Genomic DNA, 23,194 nt, shown 5'->3' on the forward strand with positions numbered 1-23,194 from the left:
CCGCATTTGAATCAAGGAAGTAGGGCATGATACCGCCCGAAACCCCACACACTTTTCGGCATGATGCTCTACAACAGGCAGAACCGTGACCTAGATAATAGCGGGAGTGGACGCTGGCCTGCCCTGCGTGCAAGATGCCGGCAGATGCGGAACTGCCCATGACGAAGAAAACTGATCGCACCCCAATCCGTTGGCTCGTGCTCGCCTTGGCGGCGGTTTCGCTATGCCTTGGCGTGTCTGCACCGGTGCATGTCGCCGAAGCCCAGGAGCAGCGCTATCAGCGCCGTTCGATCCTCGATTTTTTCCTCGGCCGGCGCTATCTCGATGACGCGCCGCAAGCCCCTGATGTCCAGCAACCGAGGCGCCAGCAGCGCAAACGCCCGCCGGCGCCGAAGGCCATCGTCAATACCCGCACCGCGCCGCCGGTCCGCGCTCCCGTACAGGAGGAGCCGGCGGTGCAAAAGCTCGGCGACGCCCGGACGATCCTGATCGTCGGCGATTTCCTGGCCAGCGGCCTCGGCGACGGCCTCACCGCCGCCTTCGAGACCTCGCCCGGCGTCGTCGTCGAAGCCCGCGGCAACGTCTCCTCGGGTCTTGTCCGCGACGATTATTACGACTGGCCGGAACAGCTGCCGAAGATGATCGACGAGCTGAAGCCGGCAATGGTCGTCGTCATGATCGGCGCCAACGACCGCCAGCAGATGGTGACCGACACCGCCAAGGAAAAATTCCGCACCGACGGCTGGACCAGCGAATACCGCCGTCGTGTCCTTTCCTTCGGCAAGGAAGTCACCGGCCGCAAGATCCCGCTGCTCTGGGTTGGCCTGCCCGCCTTCGAATCCGATTCGATGACGGCCGATGCCGTCCAGATGAATCAGCTTTACCGCAACCAAGTCGAAAGCATCGGCGGCGAATTCGTCGATATCTGGGATGGTTTCGTCGACGAAAACGGCAATTTTATCGTCACCGGTTCGGATGTGAACGGCCAGCAGGTGCGCCTGCGCACCTCCGATGGCATCAACCTGACCCAGGCCGGCCGGCGCAAACTTGCCTTCTATGTGGAAAAACCGGCGCGGCGTCTTCTCGGCACGCAGGCAAGCCCCGATCTGGTCCGCCTCGACTCCAGCAATCTGCCCGGTCTCGGCCTTCCCGCCAATCCGGTCGAACATACCGTGCCGATCAGTCTCTCCGATCCCAATCTCGACGGCGGCGCCGAGCTTCTCGGCGCCAGGCCGCCGCCGATGACGTTGACGCGGTCGCCGCGCGATCTCCTCGTCGAGCAGGGCGAAATGACGCCAGCACCTCCCGGCCGCGTCGATGATTACCGCCTGCCTGTGGTTAAGGCGCCGGCCGAAGTCTCGGTCAAGTGAAAAGCGCCGTCTGAGGTAGCCCTCCGCTTCGTTCCGTCTACTTCGCCGTCGCCTGCGGCCAGCTCAGATAATAGTAGTTTGAGCCGATCAGGCCGAAGAAGGCGTTGCTGTCGTTCGTCTGGTCGACATAGCTGCCGTTTTCCTTGACGAAGGCGCCATCGGCGCCGCGCTCCAGATGCGCGTCGAGGAAGTCGCTCCAGCCGCTGACATCGATATCCTTGCCGGCCTTGCTCTCGGTGTCGGCCTCGTCGGGATCATCGACATCCCAGGCGTTGACCGACACGCCCTGCGTCGGATCGGTGATGGTGAGTGTGCCTGCCTCGAGGGCGGCCAGCATGTCATGGGCCTTGCCGCTCTCGCCTTCGGCCGCAGCCGCATCCTGCAGCTGCTGCTTCAGCATCGACATGAAGGAGGCGCTGGTGACATCGGCGCCGTCACCCGTCGTATCGGTCTCGTCAGACGTGTCGCTTTGGGCTGAAAGCGTGTCGAGCAGCCCGGAAAGGGCCTGGTTGGAAAGAAGCGAGGCGGAGCTCGAATCGAGCCCATAGCTGCTCAGAATGCTGGCGGCCGACGAACTCTGCGTGTCCTGCGAGCTGTCGTCGGAGTCGCGAAGACTTTTCAGGGCATATTGGGCCGAAACCAGCCGCGTGCTGTCCAGTGCGGAAACCATTTGAAGTATCCTTGTCGATCATTTGCGGCCTCACGCCGCAGCCGATGGCCAAAACGGCGGGGCACCTCCGCTTCGGTCGCCGCCGGCTCCTCCTGAGCCCGCGTCCGGCGAAAAATCTCGCTTCCCGGCATTGCCTGAGGCTTGCGGCGCACGGCCTCCGCGTCAAGCGGTCGCACCACACGCTGCGCGTCCTCTCGGATGCGCAGTGCTCTATAAAAAAACTCCGCCGGAGGGGCGGAGTTCGTGTCTTCGGGAAGGTGTGACTGACGGTCAGTTCGGCAGGACGGTCGAGCCCATCAATTCCTCGTCGATGGCGCGCGCAGCCTGGCGGCCTTCACGGATCGCCCAGACCACCAGCGATTGGCCGCGGCGCACGTCACCCGCCGTCCAGAACTTGTCGATCGAAGTCTTGTAGTCGCGGTCGTTGGCGACGACGTTGGTCGAGCCGCGCTTATCGGTGTTGAGCGTCAGCTTGCCCTCGAGCTCCTTCAGCACGCTGCCGGTGAACGGCCCGCGGAAACCGATGGCGATGAAAGCGAGATCGGCCCGGATGACGAATTCCGTGCCTGGAACCGGCCGCCGGCGCTCGTCTACCTCACAGCACTTGACGCCGGTCAGCACACCGTCTTCGCCGACGAATTCAAGAGTGGCCACCTGGAATTCACGCACCGCGCCCTCGGCCTGCGAGGAGGAGGTGCGCATCTTCGTCGCCCAGAAGGGCCAGACGGCAAGCTTGTCTTCCTTCTCCGGCGGCTGCGGCCGGATGTCGAGCTGTGTGACCTTGACGGCCCCTTGGCGGAACGCAGTCCCGACGCAGTCCGAAGCCGTATCGCCGCCGCCGACGACGACGATATGTTTGGCGCCGGCAAGGATCGGGTCCGACGGCCAGCCGACGCTGTCGATGTTCTCGCGCCCGACGCGGCGATTCTGCTGCACCAGATAGGGCATCGCATCATGCACGCCCGCAAGGTCGGTGCCCGGAATGCCCGCCTCACGCGGCGTCTCGGAACCGCCACAGTAGAGGACGGCATCGTGATCGGCGAGCAACTGCTCGACGTTGACGTCGACGCCGACATTGACGCCGCAATGGAAGGTGACGCCCTCGCCCTTCATCTGCTCGACGCGGCGGTCGATGAAGTTCTTCTCCATCTTGAAGTCGGGAATGCCGTAGCGCAGCAGTCCGCCCGGCTTGGTCTCGCGCTCATAGAGATGGACCTCGTGGCCGGCGCGGCCGAGCTGCTGGGCGGCAGCCATGCCGGCAGGGCCGGAGCCGATGACGGCGACCTTCTTGCCGGTATGGACCGTGGCCGGCTGAGGCCGGATGAAGCCGAGCTCATAGGCCTTGTCGGCGATCGCCTGTTCCACCGTCTTGATGGCGACCGGCGCATCCTCAAGATTCAACGTGCAGGCTTCCTCGCAGGGCGCCGGGCAGACGCGACCGGTGAACTCAGGGAAGTTGTTGGTCGAATGCAGGTTCTGGATCGCCGCTTCCCAGTTGTTGTTGTAGACGAGGTCGTTCCAATCGGGAATCTGGTTGTGAACAGGGCAGCCGGTCGGGCCGTGGCAATAGGGGATACCACAGTCCATGCAGCGCGCGGCCTGCTTCTGCACTTCCGGGTCCGACATCGGGATCGTGAACTCGCGGAAATGGCGGATACGATCCGACGCCGGCTGGTACTTCGCCACCTGCCGGTCGATTTCCAGAAACCCTGTAACCTTACCCATGTTTTCGTCCCTTACCCTCATGACCGCCTCACCGCAGCCAATCTGTCTATCGTCAGTCCCGGTACCCGGGGCAAGTTGCTTGTCTTGACCGTCATTGGACCATATCCCCTGCAAGACATCCGTGCGATCTGGACAGCCTTGGCCGTCGGCGTGATCGTCACGGGTCATTGAGATATTTTCGTCATCCGTCACCGGCAGTCAGCAGGTGACGGATGTCCCGGTGCAATTCATTCCGCGGCGATGCCCATCCGGCTGCGCTCCATTTCCTCGAGCGCCCGACGGTATTCGACCGGCATGACCTTGCGGAACTTCGGACGGTAGTCGGCCCAGTTGTCGAGAATCTCAGTGGCGCGGGCCGAGCCCGTATAGTGCAGATGGTTGGAGATCAGCTGGTAGAGGCGCTCCTCGTCATGGCGCGTCATGTCGCCAGAGACGTCGACGCGTCCCTTGTGCATGAGGTCACCACCGTGATGATGCAGCTTCTCCAGCATGTCGTCCTCCTCGGGCACCGGCTCGAGCTCGACCATCGCCATGTTGCAGCGGCTGGCGAAATCGCCGGTCTCGTCGAGCACGTAGGCGACACCGCCGGACATGCCGGCCGCAAAGTTGCGGCCCGTGGCGCCGAGCACGACGACGACGCCACCGGTCATGTATTCGCAGCCATGGTCGCCGACACCCTCGACGATGGCGATCGCGCCCGAATTGCGCACGGCGAAACGTTCGCCCGCCACACCGCGGAAATAGCATTCGCCCTCGGTCGCACCATAAAGCACGGTGTTGCCGACGATGATCGAGTCCTCGGCCACGATCCTCGAATTCTCCGGCGGCCGGATGATGATCTTGCCGCCTGAAAGGCCCTTGCCGACATAGTCGTTGCCGTCGCCGATCAGGTTGAAAGTGACGCCGCGCGCCAGGAAGGCGCCGAAGCTCTGCCCCGCCGTGCCGCGAAGCGTCACATTGATCGTGTCTTCCTTCAGCCCGCGATGGCGGAAGCGCTTGGCGACCTCGCCGGAAAGCATCGCGCCTGCCGAACGGTCGACGTTCTTGATGCCGACCTCGAAGGCGACGGGCGTCTTGGCCATCAGTGCCGGCTGCGCCTGCTCGATCAGCACGCGGTCGAGAATATCGTCGATCGGGTGCTTCTGTCGGCTCGTCCAGAAGGTCTCTTCCTTGGGAGCGTCGACCTTGTGGAAGATACGGCTGAAATCGAGGCCCTTCGCCTTCCAGTGGTTCAGCATCTCGTCCTTCTCCAGAAGCTCCGAGGCGCCGATGATCTCGTCAAGCCGGGTGAACCCGAGTGAGGCGAGGATTTCGCGCACTTCGTTGGCGACGAAGAAGAAATAGTTGATGACGTGCTCCGGCGCGCCCTTGAAGCGCTTGCGCAGCACCGGATCCTGGGTCGCCACGCCCACCGGACAGGTGTTGAGATGGCACTTGCGCATCATGATGCAGCCGGCGGCAATCAGCGGCGCGGTGGCAAAGCCGAACTCGTCGGCTCCAAGCAGCGCCCCGATAATGACGTCGCGGCCGGTCTTCAGCCCGCCGTCCACCTGCAGGGCGACGCGCGAGCGCAGCCCGTTCAGCACCAGCGTCTGCTGGGTCTCGGCAAGGCCGATTTCCCAAGGGCTGCCGGCATGTTTGAGCGACGTCAGCGGCGACGCACCCGTGCCGCCGTCGAAGCCGGCGACCGTGATGTGGTCGGCGCGTGCCTTGGCGACACCGGCGGCAACCGTGCCGACGCCGACTTCAGAGACGAGCTTGACCGAAACATCGGCGGTCGGGTTGACGTTCTTCAGATCGTAGATCAGCTGCGCCAGATCTTCGATGGAATAGATGTCGTGATGCGGCGGCGGCGAAATCAGGCCGACACCCGGCGTCGAATGGCGGGTCTTGGCAACCGTCGCGTCAACCTTGTGACCCGGCAGCTGGCCGCCTTCGCCAGGCTTGGCGCCTTGCGCCACCTTGATCTGCAGCACGTCGGCATTGACGAGATATTCGGTGGTCACCCCGAAGCGGCCCGACGCGATCTGCTTGATCGCCGAACGTTCCGGGTTCATCGAACCATCGGCCAGCGGCATGTAGCGGTCGGATTCCTCGCCGCCCTCGCCGGTGTTCGACTTGCCGCCGATCCGGTTCATGGCGATCGCCAGCGTCGTATGCGCCTCCCTGGAGATCGAGCCGAAGGACATCGCCCCCGTCGAGAAACGCCTGACGATATCGGCCGCCGGCTCGACCTCGTCGATCGATATCGGCTTGCGGCCGAGCGCCTCGGCGCTCTTCATCTTGAAGAGCCCGCGGATCGTGTTCATGCGCAGCGCCGAATTGTTGACCATATCGGCGAATTCGCGGTAGCGATCCTCGGCATTGCCGCGCACGGCATGCTGAAGGGCGGCAACCGCATCCGGCGTCCAGGCATGGCTCTCGCCACGCATGCGATAGGCATATTCGCCGCCGATATCGAGCGTCGTCGCCAGGATCGGGTCCGCGCCGAAGGCCGCGGTGTGGCGGGCGACGGTCTCAGCGGCGATTGCCTCGAGGCCAACGCCTTCGATCATCGTCGCGGTTCCGAAGAAATACTTGTCGATGAACTCCGACTGCAGGCCGATCGCATCGAAGATCTGCGCGCCGCAATAGGACTGATAGGTCGAGATGCCCATCTTCGACATGACCTTGAGGATGCCTTTGCCGACCGCCTTGATGTAGCGGTAGACGATTTCGGTGGCATCCACTTCCTTCGGGAATTCGCCCTTGGCATGCATGTCGAGCAGCGTGTCGAAGGCGAGATACGGGTTGATCGCCTCGGCACCATAGCCGGCGAGCAGGCAGAAATGGTGCACTTCGCGCGGTTCGCCGGTCTCGACGACGAGGCCGACCGAGGTGCGAAGCCCCTTGCGGATCAGGTGATGGTGCACGGCAGCCGTTGCCAGCAGCGCCGGAATGGCGATTCGATCAGGCCCAATCTGGCGGTCGGAGAGCACGATGATGTTGTAGCCGCCCTTGACCGCCGCTTCCGCACGCTCGCAGAGCCGGTCGAGCATCTCGGGCATGCCTTCGGCGCCACGTTCAATATCATAGGTGAAATCGAGCGTCTTGGTGTCGAAACGGTCTTCCGTATGGCCGATCGAGCGGATCTTTTCGAGATCGCCATTGGTCAGGATCGGCTGGCGCACTTCGAGCCGCTTGGCGTTCGCCGCGCCCTCGTGGTCGAGAATGTTCGGCCGCGGCCCGATGAAGGAGACGAGGCTCATCACCAGTTCCTCGCGGATCGGGTCGATCGGCGGGTTGGTAACCTGCGCGAAGTTCTGCTTGAAATAGGTGTAGAGCAGCTTCGACTTTTCCGACATGGCCGAGATCGGCGTATCCGTGCCCATCGAACCGATCGCCTCCTGGCCCGTCGTCGCCATCGGCGACATCAGGATGCGGGTATCCTCGAGCGTGTAGCCGAAGGCCTGCTGGCGGTCGAGCAGCGACACGTCGCGACGCAGCGCCCGCGGCTCCACCGGCTTCAGGTCTTCGAGGATGAGCTGCGTGCGGTTGAGCCAGCTGCGATAGGGATGGGCCGTCGCAAGTTGCGACTTCACCTCGTCGTCTGAGATGATACGGCCTTCTTCCATGTCGATCAGCAGCATCTTGCCCGGCTGCAGGCGCCACTTCTGGATGATGATCTCTTCCGGAACCGGCAGCACGCCGGCTTCGGAGGCCATGATGACGCGATCGTCATTGGTGACGAGATAACGCGCCGGCCGCAGGCCGTTGCGGTCGAGCGTCGCGCCGATCTGCTTGCCGTCGGTGAAGGCGACCGCGGCCGGCCCGTCCCACGGCTCCATCAGCGCCGCATGATATTCGTAGAAAGCCTTGCGTTCGGCGGCCATCGACTGGTTGCCGGCCCAGGCTTCCGGGATCAGCATCATTACCGCATGCGCCATCGAATAACCGCCGCGAACCAGGAATTCGAGCGCATTGTCGAAGCAGGCGGTGTCCGACTGCCCCTCGTAGGAGATCGGCCAGAGCTTGGAGATGTCCTCGCCGAACAGCGGCGAGGAGACCGACGCCTGGCGCGCCGCCATCCAGTTGACGTTGCCGCGCAGCGTGTTGATCTCGCCGTTATGGGCAACCATGCGGTAGGGATGTGCGAGCTTCCACGACGGGAAGGTGTTGGTCGAGAAGCGCTGATGCACCAGGGCGACCGCGCTTTCGAAACGCGGGTCCGACAGGTCCTTGTAATAGACGCCGACCTGATAGGCCAGGAACATGCCCTTGTAGACCACCGTCGCCGACGACAGCGACACCGGGTAGAAATTGCTCTCCTCGCCGTCGAACTCGTCATAGATACGGTTGGAGATCACCTTGCGCAGCGTGAACAGCCGGCGCTCGAACTCGTCGTTGTTTTCGGCATCCTCGCCGGCGCCGATGAAGACCTGCACATGATGCGGCTCGGTTGCGGCAATGGCCGGCGCCTTGGAGAGCGAGGATTTGTCGACCGGCACGTCGCGGAAGCCGATGAAGACCTGGCCTTCCTCGGTGATGACGTCCTTGATCACCTTCTTGAAGTGCTCGATCTGCTTTTCATCGCGCGGCATGAAGATATGGCCGACGCCATATTCGCCGACCGGCGGCAGGGTGATGCCCTGCTCGGCCATCTCCTCGCGGAAGAAACGGTCGGGGATCTGCACCAGGATGCCGGCGCCGTCACCCATTAGCGGATCGGCGCCGACGGCGCCGCGATGCGTCAGGTTCTCGAGGATGAACAGGCCATCCTTGACGATCTGGTGCGACTTCTGGCCCTTCATATGGGCGACGAAGCCGACGCCGCAGGCATCATGTTCGTTGCGCGGATCGTAGAGGCCCTGTTTCTTCGGCAGGCCGGAGGCGGATTTGGACATATTGGCCGTCGCGCGCAGATTAGCAGCAGCAAACCGGTCAACTTCCATGGATGGCGTCTTCGTCATCATCTTTCCTCCTGTCGAAACCCGCGGGGCCGCGGGCGGCTTTTCGTCCCGCGCCGCAACCCGAAGATAGGTTCGGCGCATGACAGCGCTGTTGCATTGTGAAGATCGGCCGCAGACATCTGCTTTGAAGGAAAGCAAACCGTCGCGTTCCGCGCCTGCCATTCGCCTCCGCGCGCCGCCCTTGAGGCTTGGCGCTCGGAAGAACTATAGCGTGAAAGCCGTTCTGTTCCAGGGCTTTCGGCGCCTCTTCGGTCATAAAGGCCAAAATAGGACAGCAACACTGTCCTAATTCATCAGTTCTATGCCAGAAAGCATTCGGCTCTGCAAGAGCGCTCCGTCAAAAAACGTCAATTTGCGACGGAAGATTGCCTGGGTAGCGGCGATGACGAAATAAAATTACGTTATGACGTCTTATTTTGTTTATTGATTGCGTAGTTCAATTTCCGTGATGTGTCGCGGGCGACAACCTTGATCCTGTGAAGCTTTGGCGTAATGTCCGCTGCGGACTTTGCCAACCCCTTCCTTTCCCACGGTTTCCCCACATGTTCTTTGCTTCCGATAACTGGGCCGGCGCCCACAAATCCATTGCCGAACGTCTGCTGACGGAATCGACCGGCTTTGCCGCCGCCTATGGCGCCGGCGATCTCGACAGAAAGGTCGAAGCCCGTTTTTCCGAGATCTTCGAGCGTGAGGTTTCGATCTTCTTCGTCGCCACCGGCACGGCGGCGAACTCGCTGTCGCTGGCAAGCGTCCAGCGCCCCGGCGGCATCACCTTCTGCCATTCGGAAGCCCATGTGATCGAGGACGAATGCGGTGCGCCGGAATTTTTCTCCGGCGCCGCCCGTCTCGTTGCCGTTGACGGCGAAGCCGGCAAGATCGACCCGGCGAAGCTTTCGGCGAAGATCGCAAGCTTTCCCGAGGACGCCGTCCATCACGGCCGCGCCAGCGCCGTGACCATCACCCAGGCGACCGAGATCGGCACCGTCTATTCTCTGCCGGAGATCGGCGAGATCGCCGCCATATCAAGGAAGCGCAATCTGCCGCTCCACATGGATGGTGCCCGCTTCGCCAACGCCCTGGTCGCCCTCGGCGCCACCCCGGCCGAAATGACCTGGAAGCGCGGCGTCGACATGCTGTCCTTCGGCGGCACCAAGAACGGCTGCTGGTGTGCCGAAGCGATCGTCTTCTTCAATCCGGATCAAGCCCGGGAAATGCCGTTCATCCGCAAGCGCGCCGCCCAGCTCTTCTCCAAGTCGCGTTTCATCGCCGCTCAGTTCGATGCCTATTTCGAAGACGGCCTCTGGCTCGATCTCGCCCGCCATTCGAACGGCATGGCCGACCGGCTGCGCGCCGGTATCGGCACGAGCAACTCCGCTCGCCTGGCCTGGCCGACCGCATCCAACGAAGTCTTTGCCGTCGTCAGCAAAAGTGCTGCAAAAATTGCGGAGGAAAAGGGTGCCAAATTTTACGGATGGCCGGTCCCGGCGGCAACGCCCGAACTCGTTTCCGAAAGCGAAACCCTGATCCGTCTCGTCACCAGCTTCGCGACCACCGAAGCGGATGTCGATGGCTTCTTGAAGTGCCTGGCCGCCTGATCGCCTGCCCGAAAGGCTTGCCGGCCCGGCAGGCCTTTCGGTGACGGGCAAGGACTCACGCCGACCTCAGTCCCCTCACCTTTTGCAGAATATCCTCCGACAGTGCTGAAACCAATGCCTGGTCCGCGCCCTTGCGCGGCACCAGCACGAATTCCACGTCCTCCAGCACCGGAAGTTTTCCCGCGGCGATCTCCTTCAGGCCGGACGGCGCCATGCTGCGCGGCTGCACCAGCACGCCCATCCCGGCTCGCGCCGCTGCCGTCAACCCGCTCAGGCTGCCGCAAGTGCAGACGATCCGCCACGGCACCCCGTTTCGCCCGAGCGCTTCGAGCGCGATCACCCGTGTGACGCTCGGCGGCGGAAAGGCGATCAGTGGCAGAGGACCGGAGGCAAGCACACGCTCAGGATCACGCGCCAGCCAGACGAGCGGCTCGCGATAGACGAGTTTTCCGCGCGCATCGCCGAGCCGGCGCTTGGCGAGCACCAGATCGATCTCGCCATTGTCCTGCATCTCGTAGAGAACGCCGGAAAGCGCCACTGTCAGCTCGAGGTCGACGGAGGGGTGCGAACGAACGAAATCCTCGAGCACCGCCGGCAGCTGGCTGGTGACGAAATCTTCCGACACGCCGAGCCGCAGACTGCCGCGCAGGCTGTTGTTCTTAAACAGCGACTGTACCTGCCCCTCGATCGAAAGCATGGCGCGCGCATGCAACAGCAGCGCCTCGCCATCGCCGGTCAGCATCACCTTATGGGTGTCGCGCGCCAGCAGCTTGCGCCCGAGCGCCGTCTCCAGCCGCTGGATGTGCTGGCTGACAGTCGACTGCCCGAGGCCGAGCCTCTCTGCCGCGAGCGTGAAACTGCCCATCTGTTCGACGGCAACGAAACTGCGCAATTGTGAAAGGTCCAACATGATCCAGTTTCTCGATAACTGTTATTCCTTGCATCCTGGATCATAATGCACGACAGAACAATGACTGTTTTATCACGCCGCGAGACCGCCATGCGCCGCTTTCTGCCCGATACATTCACCATCCTGCTCGTCTGCACCGTCATCCTCGCCTCGTTGCTGCCGGCAAGCGGCGCATTCGCGGATTATTTCGGCATCGCCACCGACCTTGCCATCGCGCTGCTGTTTTTCCTCCATGGCGCCCGCCTGTCGCGCGATGTCGTCATATCAGGCCTGCTGCACTGGCGCCTGCATCTCGTCATCTTGCTGACGACCTTCGGCATCTTCCCGCTGCTCGGCATGGCGCTCGGACTGATCCCCGACACGATCCTGCCGCAGCCGCTTTATCTCGGCATCCTCTTCCTCTGCGTGCTGCCGTCGACGGTGCAGTCGTCGATCGCCTTCACCTCGATGGCGGGCGGCAACGTGCCCGCCGCCATCTGCTCGGCCTCGGCATCCAACATCTTCGGCATGTTCCTGACACCGCTGCTCGTCGGCCTGCTGTTTTCCGTCGGCGGCCACGGCGGCTTCTCCTTCGACGCATTAGAGCAGATCCTGCTGCAGCTGCTTGCCCCCTTCATCGTCGGCCAGATTCTGCAGCCCTGGATCGGCGACTGGATCCGCGCCAAGAAGAAGATCCTGATGCCCGTCGACCGCGGCTCGATCCTGATGGTCGTCTATCTCGCCTTCAGCACGGCTGTGGTCGAAGGTCTGTGGCACACCTTCTCGATCGCCGATATCGCCGTCGTCATCGTCGCCGACATGGTTCTGCTGGCAATTGTCCTGGTGCTGACGATGTTCGGCAGCCGTTGGCTGGGCTTCAACAAGGCCGACGAGATCACCATCACCTTCTGCGGCTCGAAGAAGAGCCTTGCAAGCGGCGTGCCGATGGCGAACGTCATCTTCGCCGGCCAGTCGATCGGCGCGATCGTGCTTCCGCTGATGCTGTTCCACCAGATCCAGTTGATGGTCTGCGCCGTCATCGCCCAGAAATACGCCGCCGCCGCGGCCCGCCGCGCAACGGACAAGGAAATCGACGAAGCCGCCAGCCCGGCATGAAGCATGTCGCGCAAAGCGGCAATAAAAAACGGCGCCCCGATGGAGCGCCGTTCGTTTCATTTGATAAGGATCTGATTAGCCGTTGATGATCTGCGCTTCGATGGCCTTCGGAGCCTCGACCGGTTCTGCAGCAATCGTAATCTTGCGGGGCTTCATGGCCTCGGGAATATTGCGCAGAAGGTCGATGTGCAGCAGGCCGTTCTTCAGCGAAGCGGCGGTCACCTCGACATGGTCGGCAAGCTGGAAGCGGCGCTCGAAGGCGCGCTTGGCAATGCCGCGGTAGAGGAATTCACCGCTTTCGGCAGGTTCCTCGTTCTTTTCACCCTTCACGGACAGGACGTGGGCATGGGCTTCGATCGAAAGTTCGGTCTCGTCGAAACCGGCAACGGCCATGGTGATGCGATAGGTGTTTTCACCGGTGCGCTCGATATTATAGGGCGGATAGGTCTGCGCCTGCTCCGGCTGGGCAAGGCTGTCGAGCATGGTGAAGAGCCGGTCGAAACCGACGGTCGAACGATAAAGGGGAGAGAAGTCTACGTGACGCATGATGTCCTCCTGTGGAAGCGACGTGTTGCGATGAAATGCCCCTAAGACCCCATTTTTGGCGGCCTCGGGACGGTTGCGCAGGCCCTGTTCGGCACCCGCAGAAAGGAGATGGTGATGGGATTTGACGAGTTCAAGACCTTTCCGGAATCGCCTTGATCGGCCCGTGAACCCCGCATGAACGACCGGTTCGGAGCGCGTTCAGGCGCATTCGCCTAGAAATTTCGGCGTCGGGTGAATCTGGTCCCGATGGCTGAAGTGCATCGTCCCTTCTTCTTCAGTCTCAACTTCGGCCGGCCGCGAGCACCCTCATGCTCCTGCCGGCCCTTTTCGCGCGCGACAGCGCCGCGCGTCCGAAAAGACGCGCAAAGGGCGCTGTAACACTTTGAAATGCTGCATAATTTTATCCTTAAATCGATCCCGATTTAAGGAATTATGCGGTGGGCCTTGCGGCCGCACCGCTTTCCAAGCCGGATGCCATACGCTATCCCTGAAGGTGGAAGCAGTCAGCAGCGGCGCATTGGCAAAGTCATGGATCAGGTTCTCTATTCGACGCCCGACAATCCCGCTCCGGAAAACCGCACGGAGGGGTTCTTCGAAACCCATGACGGTCACCACCTGCGTTACGCCGTCTTCCGCTCTAGCGGCCAGATTGCCAAGGGCACCGTCGTCATCCTCCATGGCCGCAACGAATATATCGAGAAATATTTCGAGACGATCCGCGACCTGACGGCCAGGGGTCTCTGGGTCGCGACCTTCGACATGCGCGGCCAGGGCGGCTCGCAGCGGCTCCTGAAACGCCGCAACCACGGCCACATCCGCCGCTTCGTCGATTACGAGCGCGATCTCGACACCTTCCTCGAAAAGGTGGTGCTGCCGGATACCCGCCTGCCCTTCTACTTGCTCGCGCATTCCACAGGCGGCCTGATCGCGCTCTCGGCCGCCCCCTATCTTACCACGCGTATCGATCGCATGGTGCTGTCGGCGCCCTTCATCGGCCTGACCGGCCAGGCGGCTTCGCCCCGCGTCATTCGCACCCTTGCCGGCACGCTGAACGCCGTCGGCCTAGGCTTCCTGCCGCTGACCTCGAAACTGAAGGAGCCGGATTTCCGCGACAATCCGCTGACCTCGGACGAGCACCGCTTCGAGCGCAATGTCGCTATGATGAAGGCCCATCCGGAGCTGACACTCGGGCCACCCACAGCCCGCTGGCTGACCGAGGCCTTTCGCACGATGGACCGGGTTACCTCGCCCTACCACCTCTTCTCGATCACCATCCCGACCGTCATCATTGCCCCGACGCGTGACGGTGTCGTGCCCTACACGGCGCAGGAGCGGCTCTCGCGTTATTTCCGCGCCGGTCAGCTGGTGCCGATCAACGGCGCCCGCCACGAGATCTTCCAGGAACGGGATATCTACCGCGCCGCCGCCCTTGCCGCCTTCCATGCCTTCATTCCCGGCAGCGATGCCGAAGAAAACCAGGACGTCGCCGCCCTCGGCACGTGACCGACCAGCGCGGTTGATCGGGATCAGCGCTGCTGACCCTGGGATCAGCGCTGCAGGATGGCGATCGCCTGTTCGTAGACCGCCCGGCTGCCGGCAGCGATGATCGAGCCGCCGTTTTCCGGCCGTCCGCCGTCCCAGGTGGTGATGATGCCGCCCGCTCGCTCGATGACGGGAATGATACCGCCAACGTCATAGGGCTTCAGGCTGTTTTCGATGACGAGATCGATATGGCCGGCGGCAAGCAGCGCATAGGCATAGCAGTCGCAGCCGTAGCGGAAGAGCCGCACCTGGCCTTCGATCTCGCGGTATTTCTCCATCTCCTCGCCGGCAAAGAGATGCGGCGAGGTGGTGAACAGGATGGCGTTCGACAGCGCGTCGCACTGGCGCGTCGCCAGCCGCCGTTCGCCTTCAGGCCCAGTATAGATCGAGCCATTCTGGTCGGCGAAATAACGCTCGCCGGTAAAGGGCTGTTCGATCATGCCCATGATCGCCCGGCCGTCTTTCTGCAGGCCGATCAGCGTTCCCCACACCGGCACACCGGATATAAAGGCACGCGTGCCGTCGATCGGATCGATCACCCAGACATATTCGCGGTCGAGCCCGACATCGCCATGTTCCTCGCCGAGAATGCCGTGGCCGGGGAAATTCTCCTCGATCAGCGCCCGGATGGCGAGCTCGGCCGCCCGGTCGCCCTCCGTTACCGGATCAAAACCGGAGGAAAGCTTGTTCGTGACATCGAGGCCGGAGCGGAAGCGCGGAAGCGTCTCGGCTCGGGCGGCCTCCGCCAGGCGGTTGAAGAACGAACGGTCAGGAAACATGATGGATCCGTTTGGCTGGCGGGAATGGCGCTTTTCATAGCGAAAAACAACGGGAATGCAAACGCAGCAGGCAATTTGGCTCTAACTGCCCAAAGATATCGCAGCGCAATATATTGCTTGACATTTGTGCAATGCAATAGTAGCGTCTTCATACAGTCTTCTGACTGTAAATACCCTCCTTGGGTGTTTCCTCCCTAGACTTAGCCGCGCTCACAAGCGCGGTTTTTTTTGGCTGGGAAGACGAAGGTCAGACGTCAGCGACATCGAAAAGAGATCTATTCGGCGGCCAGCGCCCGATCTCCGGCAAATTTCTCGACGTATTCCGCCATCTGCTGCATGAAGTCCGTGACGGCATCAGCCACCGCGGCGAAATCTTCGCGTTTCTCCAGCGTCAGCTCATCGACATAGATCGCCCGGTTCACCTCGATCTGCAGCGCGTGCAGGCCGCGCGAAGGCCGGCCGTAATGTTCGGTGATGAAGCCGCCGGCATAGGGCTTGTTGCGGATCGCAGCAAAACCCATTTCCTCGAGGATGGCGATGGCTGCGCGCGAAAGCTCGGCCGAAGCGCTGGTGCCGTAGCGATCACCAATGATGAAATCAGGTCGCGAAGTGCTGCCGGCGACGCGCACATTGCCGGGCATCGAGTGGCAGTCGATCAGCACGCCGAAGCCGAACTGCACATGCGTTCGCGCAATCAGCCGGCGAAGCGCCGCATGATAGGGCTTGTAGACCGCTTCGACACGGTCGAGCCCCTCCTGCACCGGCAGGCGCCGCGCATAGATCTCCATGTTCTCGGCGACGATGCGCGGAATGGTGCCGAGCCCGCCGGCGACCCTGAGCGAATTGACATTGGCATAGGGCGGCAGCAGCCCGTCGAACATCCGCGGATCGAGCTCGTAGGGCTCGCGATTGACGTCGAGATAGGCGCGCGGGAAGTTGGCCGCCAGGAGCGGCGCGCCGAGTGCGACGGCCGAGCCGAAGAGCTCGTCGACATAGTGATCCTCGGAACGGCGGATGGCGATGCCCTCCAGCCTGGACTGGGCAATAAATTCCGGTGGATAAATACGGCCGCTATGGGGGGAGTTGTAGACGAAGGGAATGGTCTGCGACACGGGCTCATGGACCTCAAAAAGCTCGTACTCGCGTATTTCCGGCACTTTCGGCCCTCTTTACCATGTCATGAACTGACTGCTTTGCCCATGTTGCCAGTTGCCCGGCCGCAAGTCCATACTATGTAGAAGGGATGGCGGTCAGGCACAGGCAATTCACCGGTTGTTTACCGGGTAAAGACTAGTGTAAACGGCTGGTAGCCCACCAAAAACTTATGGATCGCGGTCTGGATTGATGACTCAGAAGATACTTCTCGCCGAAGACGACAATGACATGCGCCGCTTCCTGGTGAAAGCGCTCGAAAAGGCCGGCTACAAGGTCCTTTCCTACGACAATGGCGCCAGCGCCTATGACCGGCTGCGCGAGGAGCCGTTTTCCCTGCTGCTGACCGATATCGTCATGCCCGAGATGGACGGCATCGAGCTGGCGCGCCGCGCCACCGAACTCGACCCCGACCTGAAGGTAATGTTCATCACCGGTTTTGCCGCCGTGGCGCTGAACCCTGATTCGAAGGCGCCGAAGGATGCCAAGGTCCTTTCCAAGCCTTTCCACCTGCGCGACCTCGTCGATGAGGTCAACAAAATGCTTGCCGCATAAGGCGTGACGAGCGGCGCGTCACAAAACTGAAAAAAGCCTATTGACGGCTCCGAAGGTTTTGTGATCTATGCGCCGCCATCGGATGGGCGTGTAGCTCAGCGGGAGAGCACTACGTTGACATCGTAGGGGTCACAGGTTCAATCCCTGTCACGCCCACCATCCGATCTCCCTGACATCGTTGATAAATCCCCCCTTGGGGATTTTTTGATTCCTGAGCCTGGAACGCGCTCCAGATCCGGCACTTTGCGGAGCGAGGGCTTGCACGTGATTGGTCGGCGACCATGATCCGGACAGGATTTCAATGGCTGTAGGATAGCCCCACACGTGGGAGATAGGGGGATGTATGACGCAAAGGACGCGGACGCGCAAAGCGATATCCATAATCCTCGGCCTCGCCCTGGTTGGGGCTGGCCTCTTCGGTTTCGGATATATGCAGTTTCATGTCGTCGAACCCGTCAGCATCAAGTTTTGGCTGATTCCGATCACCATATTCGCGGCCGGGGCAGCAATCCTCTGGGACGACTTCAAAAGTTCCTAACGCCCTGTTCGACATCCGTTCGACGCCGGGCAAGACCAAAATAAGTCACAGAACCGTGCCATTGCCTGACCCATCCAGCGCATGGCCGATTCGCCGTCGCAGACAGATGGGGTTGAGACAGACAATGAGACTTTTCGCACCGGCAGCCGCCGCAATTTTTTCTGCCGTCCTCGCCGTGCCGGCCTCTGCCGCGCCGGCCGCACCCGCCGAGACCTTTCCCGGTGCGCCCGGCGTCATTACGCTTTCCGGCAAATGCGCCAAGCTGGTCGTCGCCAAATTCGACGCCACCAAAGGCTGCAAGAACGAGCTTGCCAGCGTCACGCTGGCCAATGGCTTGGTGACCTTCATCTTCACTTCAGACGGCAAGGCGCTCGGCTTCCAGGGCGACGGCAGCGGCATCAAGCCCGCCTCCAATGGCAATGCCCGGCTGCCGCTCAGCCTCGTCACCACGGGCGTCGGCAACAAGATGACCGGGGAGGTCAAGGTTGCCGGCTTCTGCACCTTCGGCAATCCCTATGCCGGCAAGCCGATCGCGATCGAATGCACCGCCGAAAGCAAGGACTCCTCCTTCACCGGGAGCTTCCGCACCGGCGGCAAGCTGGTGAAAAAGGGTAAGTAGCCGGAGCAATTCCAGCAAAAGTGCGCAGCGGTTTTGCATCGATTCCGATTTAAGGAATTATGCAGTAGCCGTCAGGCGCACCAGGCGCTGCCGGCAGCCCCGGGCTTGCGTGCCAAGCCCTCGTTGATCAGCTGCGCACCAAAAGAGCGCCCGTCGCGCGAGACGACGCGCGGCACGCCTGAGGGCTCGCTCTTGCCCGCAGCGTTCATGGTGAAGGGTCCGGCGTTCAGAAGCGCCAGCAGCCGCGACTTGGCGGCAAAGGCCACCCGGCGCTCGCCGTCACAGCGCGCCTGATCGACCACCGGGCTTGCCATGTCGGCGATCACGATCTTTTCGCCCTTGTACCAGAAGACGCCGCCGTCGCCGACGCAATTGATATGGGCGCCCTGGCCGCAATAGCCGAAGGCGACTGTCCCGGTTTCCGAAACGGCAGGGGAGGCCGGGGACGGCACTGCCTTTATCGGCTGGATCATCGGCGTCGGGATCGCGGCCGGCGGCAGCATCTGCGACTGAGGCACCGACGCTGCGGCTTTCGGCGTGGGGGCGGCAAGCGCCACCTGCTTCGGCGGCACGTCCTTCCTGACGACAGGCCTCGGCTCCGCCGTTTCCCGCGTGATCGATGCCGATTGCCTTGCAAGCATCGGCTGGATGCTCTTCCAATGGTCGTGGGCGACGATGCCGCCGATCGCGGCAATGCCGATCACCGCCCAGGGCAGCAATCCGCCACCGCTGCTGCGCGCTTTGCTCTTTCCTCTCGCCGGCGCCTTGCGGCGGCCGCGTGTCACTGTCTTGGCCATCTGTCCGATTCCCGTGAGGCCGGGATTATCGCTGCCCAATCCTTTCCGAAAGGTTGGCGCGGCGGCAGGATGATGCCTGGCTCGCCGATCTTTCCCTCGAATGACATGAAAACGCCTAGGTGCATCGGTGGGGCCAACGCGGCTGCCGAAACGCATGAGGGGAAAAAGCTGAACAAATTCCGCGCTCAGACATTAGCCAGCGAAAATTTCATCTGTTCCGAGGGAAAAATCCATGGATCGCATCATCGCCGACATGATGCCGGCGTCGCGCATCCACTATCCCGTCATCTTCGCCCGGTTCTTCGGCGCTATCGTCTGCGGCGGCCTGATCGGCTTCGAGCGTGAGGCACGCGACTGCCCGGCATCATGCCGGGCGCTAATGTCGCTAATGTCAGCGTGACCGTCCGTTGGTCATTCGGAGCGCGCGGCCGAAGCATCGTTTTTCCCAACCGACGCCGTGCCGCCGATGGACGCGAGCGGCTTCTGCCGTTTGCCGATCTTGATGTGCTCGTCCGCCGCCTCGCGGACAGCCTGCCATTCATTTTCGTGCCGGATGAAGATCTCGCGGGGCACAAAGTTGATCGTCATATGTTTCTCACCCTGTTTCAAATCTACCGTCAGCGCCCCAAAGAGGCTTCCGGAATAGCCGTTATTTCTTGGTCTCTGCATTGGCTTTCACGTCGGGGCCTTTAATGTCGAGACCACCCTTGGAAAGATCGGCACCGGTAACATGGGCCGGCACGTGAATGTCGTGATAGACACCGGGCGTCAGCGTCAGATCGACATGATGCGGCGGCAGCACCTGCGCCTTCTGCATGCGGTTTGGCTTCGCCCGCTTCATGCGGTCGGATGCCTCCGTGCGTTTATCGGGAACATGGGTCGAAGTGTGCATCATCGGCCTCCTTTTTTAAGCTCAACAGTGCCTAACGGGCGGGCATCAGGATGGTTCCAAAAAAATTACCCAATCTCGGCATGCCTGTCGGCCTTGACTGGCCCGGGAAGCCCATTACCTAGAGCCTATCCCGCAGCCTTCCAGACATCGGCTGACGGGGGAACTTTGGTGCCGGGCCCCTCTGGCGAGAGTTTTTACGGCGCTCTCGTGATGTCGGTACCGCCTGCAGCTTAGCCGGCGGATTTTTCATCGATGACCAAGCTCACCATGCCTGACCCGCGTGCCCGTTGTGGCGTGCCGCGTTTCTCCAATATATCCACTCTCTTCAACACGATTTGCGGCCGCGAGGTGCGGCCATGAATCAACCTCAGACCCCTAAATCCTCGCTCAGCTATTTCCGCTGGGCTTTCATCGTCACCGCCCTCGGCCTCGTTCTCGGCGCCGTACTCGGCTGGCAGACGACCGGCACGATCGGCGGCATGGCGACCGTCTTCTTCATCTGCACGGTGCTTGCGGTGCTGGAGATCTCACTTTCCTTCGACAATGCCATCGTCAACGCCAACAAGCTGAAGGAGATGACGCCGGTCTGGCAGAAGCGCTTCCTCACCTGGGGCATCGTCATCGCCGTCTTCGGCATGCGCATCGTCTTCCCGCTGGCAATCGTCGCGATCGCGGCACAGATCGGCCCCTGGGACGCTCTGGTGCTTGCCGCACGCGAGCCGGCGGAATATGCCCGCATCATGAACGACGCACATCTGCCGATCGCAGCCTTCGGCGGCACTTTCCTGATGATGGTCGGCCTCAACTACTTCTTCAATCACGAGAAGCAAGTTCACTGGATCGGCGGCCTCGAAAAAATGATGGCGCGATCCGCCACCATCAAGGGTATCGAGATCGCCTTCGTGCTGGCGCTGATGCTGGTCTTTTCCTGGCTGATCGGCGGCGAGGAGGCCACCGTCTTCGTCCATTGCGCCATCTACGGCCTGCTCACCTTCCTCGCGGTCGAGGTGGTCGGCGGATTGCTCGATGCTTCGCAGCAGACGATGAGTGCTGCCGCCAAGGGTGGCCTCGGCGCCTTCATCTATCTGGAGGTGCTGGATGCGAGCTTCTCCTTCGACGGCGTCATCGGCGCCTTCGCGCTGACGCAGAACCTCTTCGTCATCGCGATCGGCCTCGGCATCGGCGCCATGTACGTGCGCTCGATGACGATCATGCTGGTGGAGAAGGGAACGCTTGCCGAATACCGCTATCTCGAGCACGGCGCCTTCTACGCCATCCTGATCCTCTCGGTGATCATGTATGTGCAGACGCTGGTGCACATCCCCGAAGTCATCACCGGCCTCGGCGGCGCTGCGCTGATCGGCCTGTCCCTCTGGTCATCCATCCGCCACAACAGGCGCGAAAAGGTGGAGGGTCACGTCGCCCGGCAGGAGGAACTTCACGCCTGACGATGCAAGAAGCCGCAGTGTGCGACACTCTTGCAGATAAAAATAAAGCCCGCGACCATCCGGTTGCGGGCTAATTCATTCATGCATGACTTGGAGGTCTTAGCGGGAGACCTGATCGAAGGAGGTCGGGTCGATACCGAGTGTGGTGAGGTCGTTGGCGCGCGGACGGCGACCTGCTTCGACAGCAGCGCTGACGGCGTTTGCAGCCCCAAGGAGGGCGAATGCGCGGCCAAGGAAGCCAGTACGGACTGAATTGCGGAGTGCGGACATTGTCCTTTTCCTCTTGCTCTACGATTGACTGCTCATAGATGGCATCGCGCATATGCCTCCACAATGCTCAGAAAATCACCTCAGCCATGCAAAAAACGGGAGGCCAGCGCATGTCTCCATGGCCAGCCTCGAGGAGGGGGTGGGTCGTCTTCTTATTTTAGTCTTCGTTTGCCGCCAGCTGCGACAGTACCTGTCCCCTGCCGCGAAGCCGCAGGATCAACGGGATGAGGAAGGCGGCCGCGGCAACGATGAGCAGACCCGCCGCGATCGGCGACATCACCAGCGTCGTGACATCGCCCTGGCTGATCGCCAGCGCCCGGCGCAGCTGCTGTTCGGCAAGCGGCCCGAGGATCAGGCCGACGACGGTAGGCGCGATCGGATAGCCAAAGAGCCGCATCACATAGCCGAGCAGGCCAAAAGTGAGCAGCATGCCGAGCTCGAACACGGATGGATTGGCGCCGATTGTCCCAAGCGTCGCAAACAGCAGGATGCCGGCATAGAGCCACGGCTTTGGAATGGTCAGCAACCGCACCCAGAGCCCGATCATCGGCAGGTTCAGCACCAAAAGCATCGCATTGGCGATGAGCAGGCTGGCGATCAGTCCCCAGACGAGCTGCGGATTGGTGGCAAACAGCAGCGGCCCCGGCTGCAAGCCGTATTGCTGGAAGCCGGCAAGCATGATCGCCGCCGTCGCCGTCGTCGGCAGGCCGAGTGTCAGAAGCGGCACCAGCGTGCCGGCGGCCGAGGCGTTGTTCGCCGCCTCGGGACCGGCCACGCCTTCGATCGCGCCATGGCCAAACTCTTCCGGGTTCTTCGCCAGCCGCTTTTCGGTCGCATAGGAGAGGAAGGTGCCGATTTCGGCGCCGCCCGCCGGCATCGCGCCGATCGGGAAACCGATCAGCGTGCCGCGCAGCCAGGGCTTCCACGAACGCGCCCAGTCCTCAGCGGTCATCCAGAGCGAACCCTTGACCGCCTCGACCTTCTCCGCGATCCGGTTGCCCTGCGCGGCGATATAAAGCGTCTCGCCGATCGCAAACATCGCCACGGCAAGCGTCGTCACCTCGACACCGTCGAGCAGGTCGGGAATGCCAAAGGAAAGCCTGGCCTGCCCTGTCTGCTGGTCGATGCCGACCATCGCGAGCGCAAAGCCGATGAATAGCGAAGTCAGGCCCCGCAAGGCGGAGTCGCCGAAAGCCGAGGAGACGGTGACGAAGGCGAGCACCATCAGCGCGAAATATTCGCGCGGCCCGAAGACCAGCGCCAGCTTGACGACATAGGGAGCGATGAACGCAAGCCCGAGCGTCGCGATCAGGCCGGCGACGAAGGAGCCGATCGCCGCCGTCGCCAGCGCCGGTCCGCCGCGCCCAGCGCGCGCCATCTTGTTGCCCTCGAGCGCGGTGACGATCGAGGCGCTTTCACCCGGCGTGTTGAGCAGGATCGAGGTCGTCGAACCGCCATACATGCCGCCGTAATAGATGCCGGCGAACATGATCAGCGAGCCGCCGGGATCGAGCTTGTAGGTGACGGGCAACAGCAGCGCCACGGTGAGTGCCGGGCCGATGCCGGGAAGCACGCCGACGGCGGTGCCAAGCGTCACGCCGACCAGTGCATAAACCAGGTTCATCGGCTGCATCGCAACCAGGATACCCTGCCATAGGAATTCGAATGTGCTCATCTTGGTGTCCCAAGCGGCCTTCCCGACCATCCGATTTCGGGGTCAGGCGCCGCGCAAAATCAAAAGA

Annotated in this window: 20 protein-coding genes, 1 tRNA gene and 1 pseudogene; 10 read left to right on the forward strand and 12 right to left on the reverse strand. The window is 62.2% G+C overall.

Annotation, left to right across the window (positions count from 1 at the left end):
- The first annotated feature begins 134 nt into the window (after positions 1-134).
- On the forward strand, positions 135-1,370 hold the full coding sequence (locus J3P73_RS21105; protein ID WP_197726842.1) for an SGNH/GDSL hydrolase family protein: 1,236 nt from the start codon (positions 135-137) through the stop codon (positions 1,368-1,370).
- Positions 1,371-1,407: 37 nt separating this feature from the next.
- On the opposite strand, the gene J3P73_RS21110 is transcribed toward J3P73_RS21105, so the two are convergent.
- The 3 genes from J3P73_RS21110 to gltB form a co-directional block, all read right to left on the reverse strand.
- The gene (locus tag J3P73_RS21110) at positions 1,408-2,040 is read right to left on the reverse strand and encodes a hypothetical protein (RefSeq protein WP_130692722.1); all 633 of its coding nucleotides are present in this window, start codon (positions 2,038-2,040) and stop codon (positions 1,408-1,410) included.
- A gap of 270 nt (positions 2,041-2,310) precedes the next feature.
- Positions 2,311-3,765 (reverse strand): glutamate synthase subunit beta, encoded by a 1,455-nt coding sequence (locus J3P73_RS21115; protein WP_130692724.1) that lies wholly within the window; start codon positions 3,763-3,765, stop codon positions 2,311-2,313.
- 227 nt (positions 3,766-3,992) lie between these two features.
- A complete protein-coding gene (gene gltB, locus J3P73_RS21120) occupies positions 3,993-8,717 on the reverse strand; it encodes a glutamate synthase large subunit (RefSeq protein WP_207579696.1) in 4,725 nt (1,574 codons plus the stop codon).
- 539 nt (positions 8,718-9,256) lie between these two features.
- Here gltB and J3P73_RS21125 point away from each other — a divergent pair.
- A complete protein-coding gene (locus J3P73_RS21125; RefSeq protein WP_130692726.1) occupies positions 9,257-10,309 on the forward strand; it encodes a threonine aldolase family protein in 1,053 nt (350 codons plus the stop codon).
- Between the two features lie 55 nt (positions 10,310-10,364).
- Here J3P73_RS21125 and J3P73_RS21130 read toward each other — a convergent pair whose 3' ends face one another.
- The gene (locus J3P73_RS21130) at positions 10,365-11,219 is read right to left on the reverse strand and encodes a LysR substrate-binding domain-containing protein (protein WP_130692728.1); all 855 of its coding nucleotides are present in this window, start codon (positions 11,217-11,219) and stop codon (positions 10,365-10,367) included.
- Between the two features lie 45 nt (positions 11,220-11,264).
- Here J3P73_RS21130 and J3P73_RS21135 point away from each other — a divergent pair, with 45 nt between their 5' ends.
- The gene (locus tag J3P73_RS21135; RefSeq protein WP_130656223.1) at positions 11,265-12,314 is read left to right on the forward strand and encodes a bile acid:sodium symporter family protein; all 1,050 of its coding nucleotides are present in this window, start codon (positions 11,265-11,267) and stop codon (positions 12,312-12,314) included.
- A gap of 75 nt (positions 12,315-12,389) precedes the next feature.
- Here the strand turns inward: J3P73_RS21135 and J3P73_RS21140 are convergent, their stop codons facing one another.
- Positions 12,390-12,860, reverse strand: coding sequence for an Hsp20 family protein (locus tag J3P73_RS21140; protein WP_018072811.1), 471 nt, complete (start codon positions 12,858-12,860; stop codon positions 12,390-12,392).
- A 528-nt stretch (positions 12,861-13,388) separates the two neighbouring features.
- On the opposite strand from J3P73_RS21140, the gene J3P73_RS21145 reads away from it, so the two are divergent.
- Positions 13,389-14,363 (forward strand): alpha/beta fold hydrolase, encoded by a 975-nt coding sequence (locus J3P73_RS21145; RefSeq protein WP_130662226.1) that lies wholly within the window; start codon positions 13,389-13,391, stop codon positions 14,361-14,363.
- Positions 14,364-14,407: 44 nt separating this feature from the next.
- Here J3P73_RS21145 and hisN read toward each other — a convergent pair whose 3' ends face one another.
- Together hisN and J3P73_RS21155 are read right to left on the reverse strand one after the other, a co-directional pair.
- Positions 14,408-15,181 (reverse strand): histidinol-phosphatase, encoded by a 774-nt coding sequence (hisN, locus tag J3P73_RS21150; protein ID WP_130656226.1) that lies wholly within the window; start codon positions 15,179-15,181, stop codon positions 14,408-14,410.
- Positions 15,182-15,456: 275 nt separating this feature from the next.
- Positions 15,457-16,338, reverse strand: coding sequence for an N-formylglutamate amidohydrolase (locus J3P73_RS21155; protein WP_018072809.1), 882 nt, complete (start codon positions 16,336-16,338; stop codon positions 15,457-15,459).
- A 187-nt stretch (positions 16,339-16,525) separates the two neighbouring features.
- On the opposite strand from J3P73_RS21155, the gene cpdR1 reads away from it, so the two are divergent.
- The 4 genes from cpdR1 (at position 16,526) to J3P73_RS21170 (ending at position 18,045) form a co-directional block, all read left to right on the forward strand.
- A complete protein-coding gene (cpdR1, locus tag J3P73_RS21160) occupies positions 16,526-16,888 on the forward strand; it encodes a response regulator CpdR1 (RefSeq protein ID WP_003542883.1) in 363 nt (120 codons plus the stop codon).
- An 84-nt stretch (positions 16,889-16,972) separates the two neighbouring features.
- Positions 16,973-17,047: transfer RNA gene (locus J3P73_RS21165), tRNA-Val, on the forward strand.
- Positions 17,048-17,231: 184 nt separating this feature from the next.
- Positions 17,232-17,426 carry a hypothetical protein gene (locus J3P73_RS37655; RefSeq protein ID WP_130656227.1) on the forward strand — a complete coding sequence of 65 codons (195 nt, stop codon included), beginning with the start codon at positions 17,232-17,234 and terminating at the stop codon, positions 17,424-17,426.
- A 124-nt stretch (positions 17,427-17,550) separates the two neighbouring features.
- On the forward strand, positions 17,551-18,045 hold the full coding sequence (locus tag J3P73_RS21170; protein WP_245002690.1) for a hypothetical protein: 495 nt from the start codon (positions 17,551-17,553) through the stop codon (positions 18,043-18,045).
- A 71-nt stretch (positions 18,046-18,116) separates the two neighbouring features.
- Here the strand turns inward: J3P73_RS21170 and J3P73_RS21175 are convergent, their stop codons facing one another.
- Entirely contained in the window at positions 18,117-18,842 is a 726-nt protein-coding gene (locus J3P73_RS21175; protein ID WP_130656229.1) for a hypothetical protein, read from the reverse strand.
- A 232-nt stretch (positions 18,843-19,074) separates the two neighbouring features.
- Here J3P73_RS21175 and J3P73_RS21180 point away from each other — a divergent pair.
- A pseudogene (locus J3P73_RS21180) lies at positions 19,075-19,239 on the forward strand (MgtC/SapB family protein); the annotation flags it as partial.
- A gap of 14 nt (positions 19,240-19,253) precedes the next feature.
- Here the strand turns inward: J3P73_RS21180 and J3P73_RS21185 are convergent.
- The gene (locus J3P73_RS21185; RefSeq protein WP_165418124.1) at positions 19,254-19,430 is read right to left on the reverse strand and encodes a hypothetical protein; all 177 of its coding nucleotides are present in this window, start codon (positions 19,428-19,430) and stop codon (positions 19,254-19,256) included.
- A gap of 61 nt (positions 19,431-19,491) precedes the next feature.
- The gene (locus J3P73_RS21190; RefSeq protein ID WP_024322330.1) at positions 19,492-19,737 is read right to left on the reverse strand and encodes a hypothetical protein; all 246 of its coding nucleotides are present in this window, start codon (positions 19,735-19,737) and stop codon (positions 19,492-19,494) included.
- 353 nt (positions 19,738-20,090) lie between these two features.
- Between J3P73_RS21190 and J3P73_RS21195 the strand changes: the two genes are divergently transcribed.
- Positions 20,091-21,182 (forward strand): DUF475 domain-containing protein, encoded by a 1,092-nt coding sequence (locus tag J3P73_RS21195; RefSeq protein WP_075224406.1) that lies wholly within the window; start codon positions 20,091-20,093, stop codon positions 21,180-21,182.
- A 99-nt stretch (positions 21,183-21,281) separates the two neighbouring features.
- On the opposite strand, the gene J3P73_RS21200 is transcribed toward J3P73_RS21195, so the two are convergent.
- Together J3P73_RS21200 and J3P73_RS21205 are read right to left on the reverse strand one after the other, a co-directional pair.
- Complete coding sequence (locus J3P73_RS21200; RefSeq protein WP_165406139.1) at positions 21,282-21,452, reverse strand: hypothetical protein; 171 nt, start codon at positions 21,450-21,452, stop codon at positions 21,282-21,284.
- A 157-nt stretch (positions 21,453-21,609) separates the two neighbouring features.
- On the reverse strand, positions 21,610-23,127 hold the full coding sequence (locus J3P73_RS21205) for a tripartite tricarboxylate transporter permease (RefSeq protein ID WP_024322328.1): 1,518 nt from the start codon (positions 23,125-23,127) through the stop codon (positions 21,610-21,612).
- Between the last annotated feature and the right edge of the window lie 67 nt (positions 23,128-23,194).

The organism is Rhizobium ruizarguesonis (assembly GCF_017357285.1).
Taxonomy (GTDB): domain Bacteria; phylum Pseudomonadota; class Alphaproteobacteria; order Rhizobiales; family Rhizobiaceae; genus Rhizobium; species Rhizobium ruizarguesonis.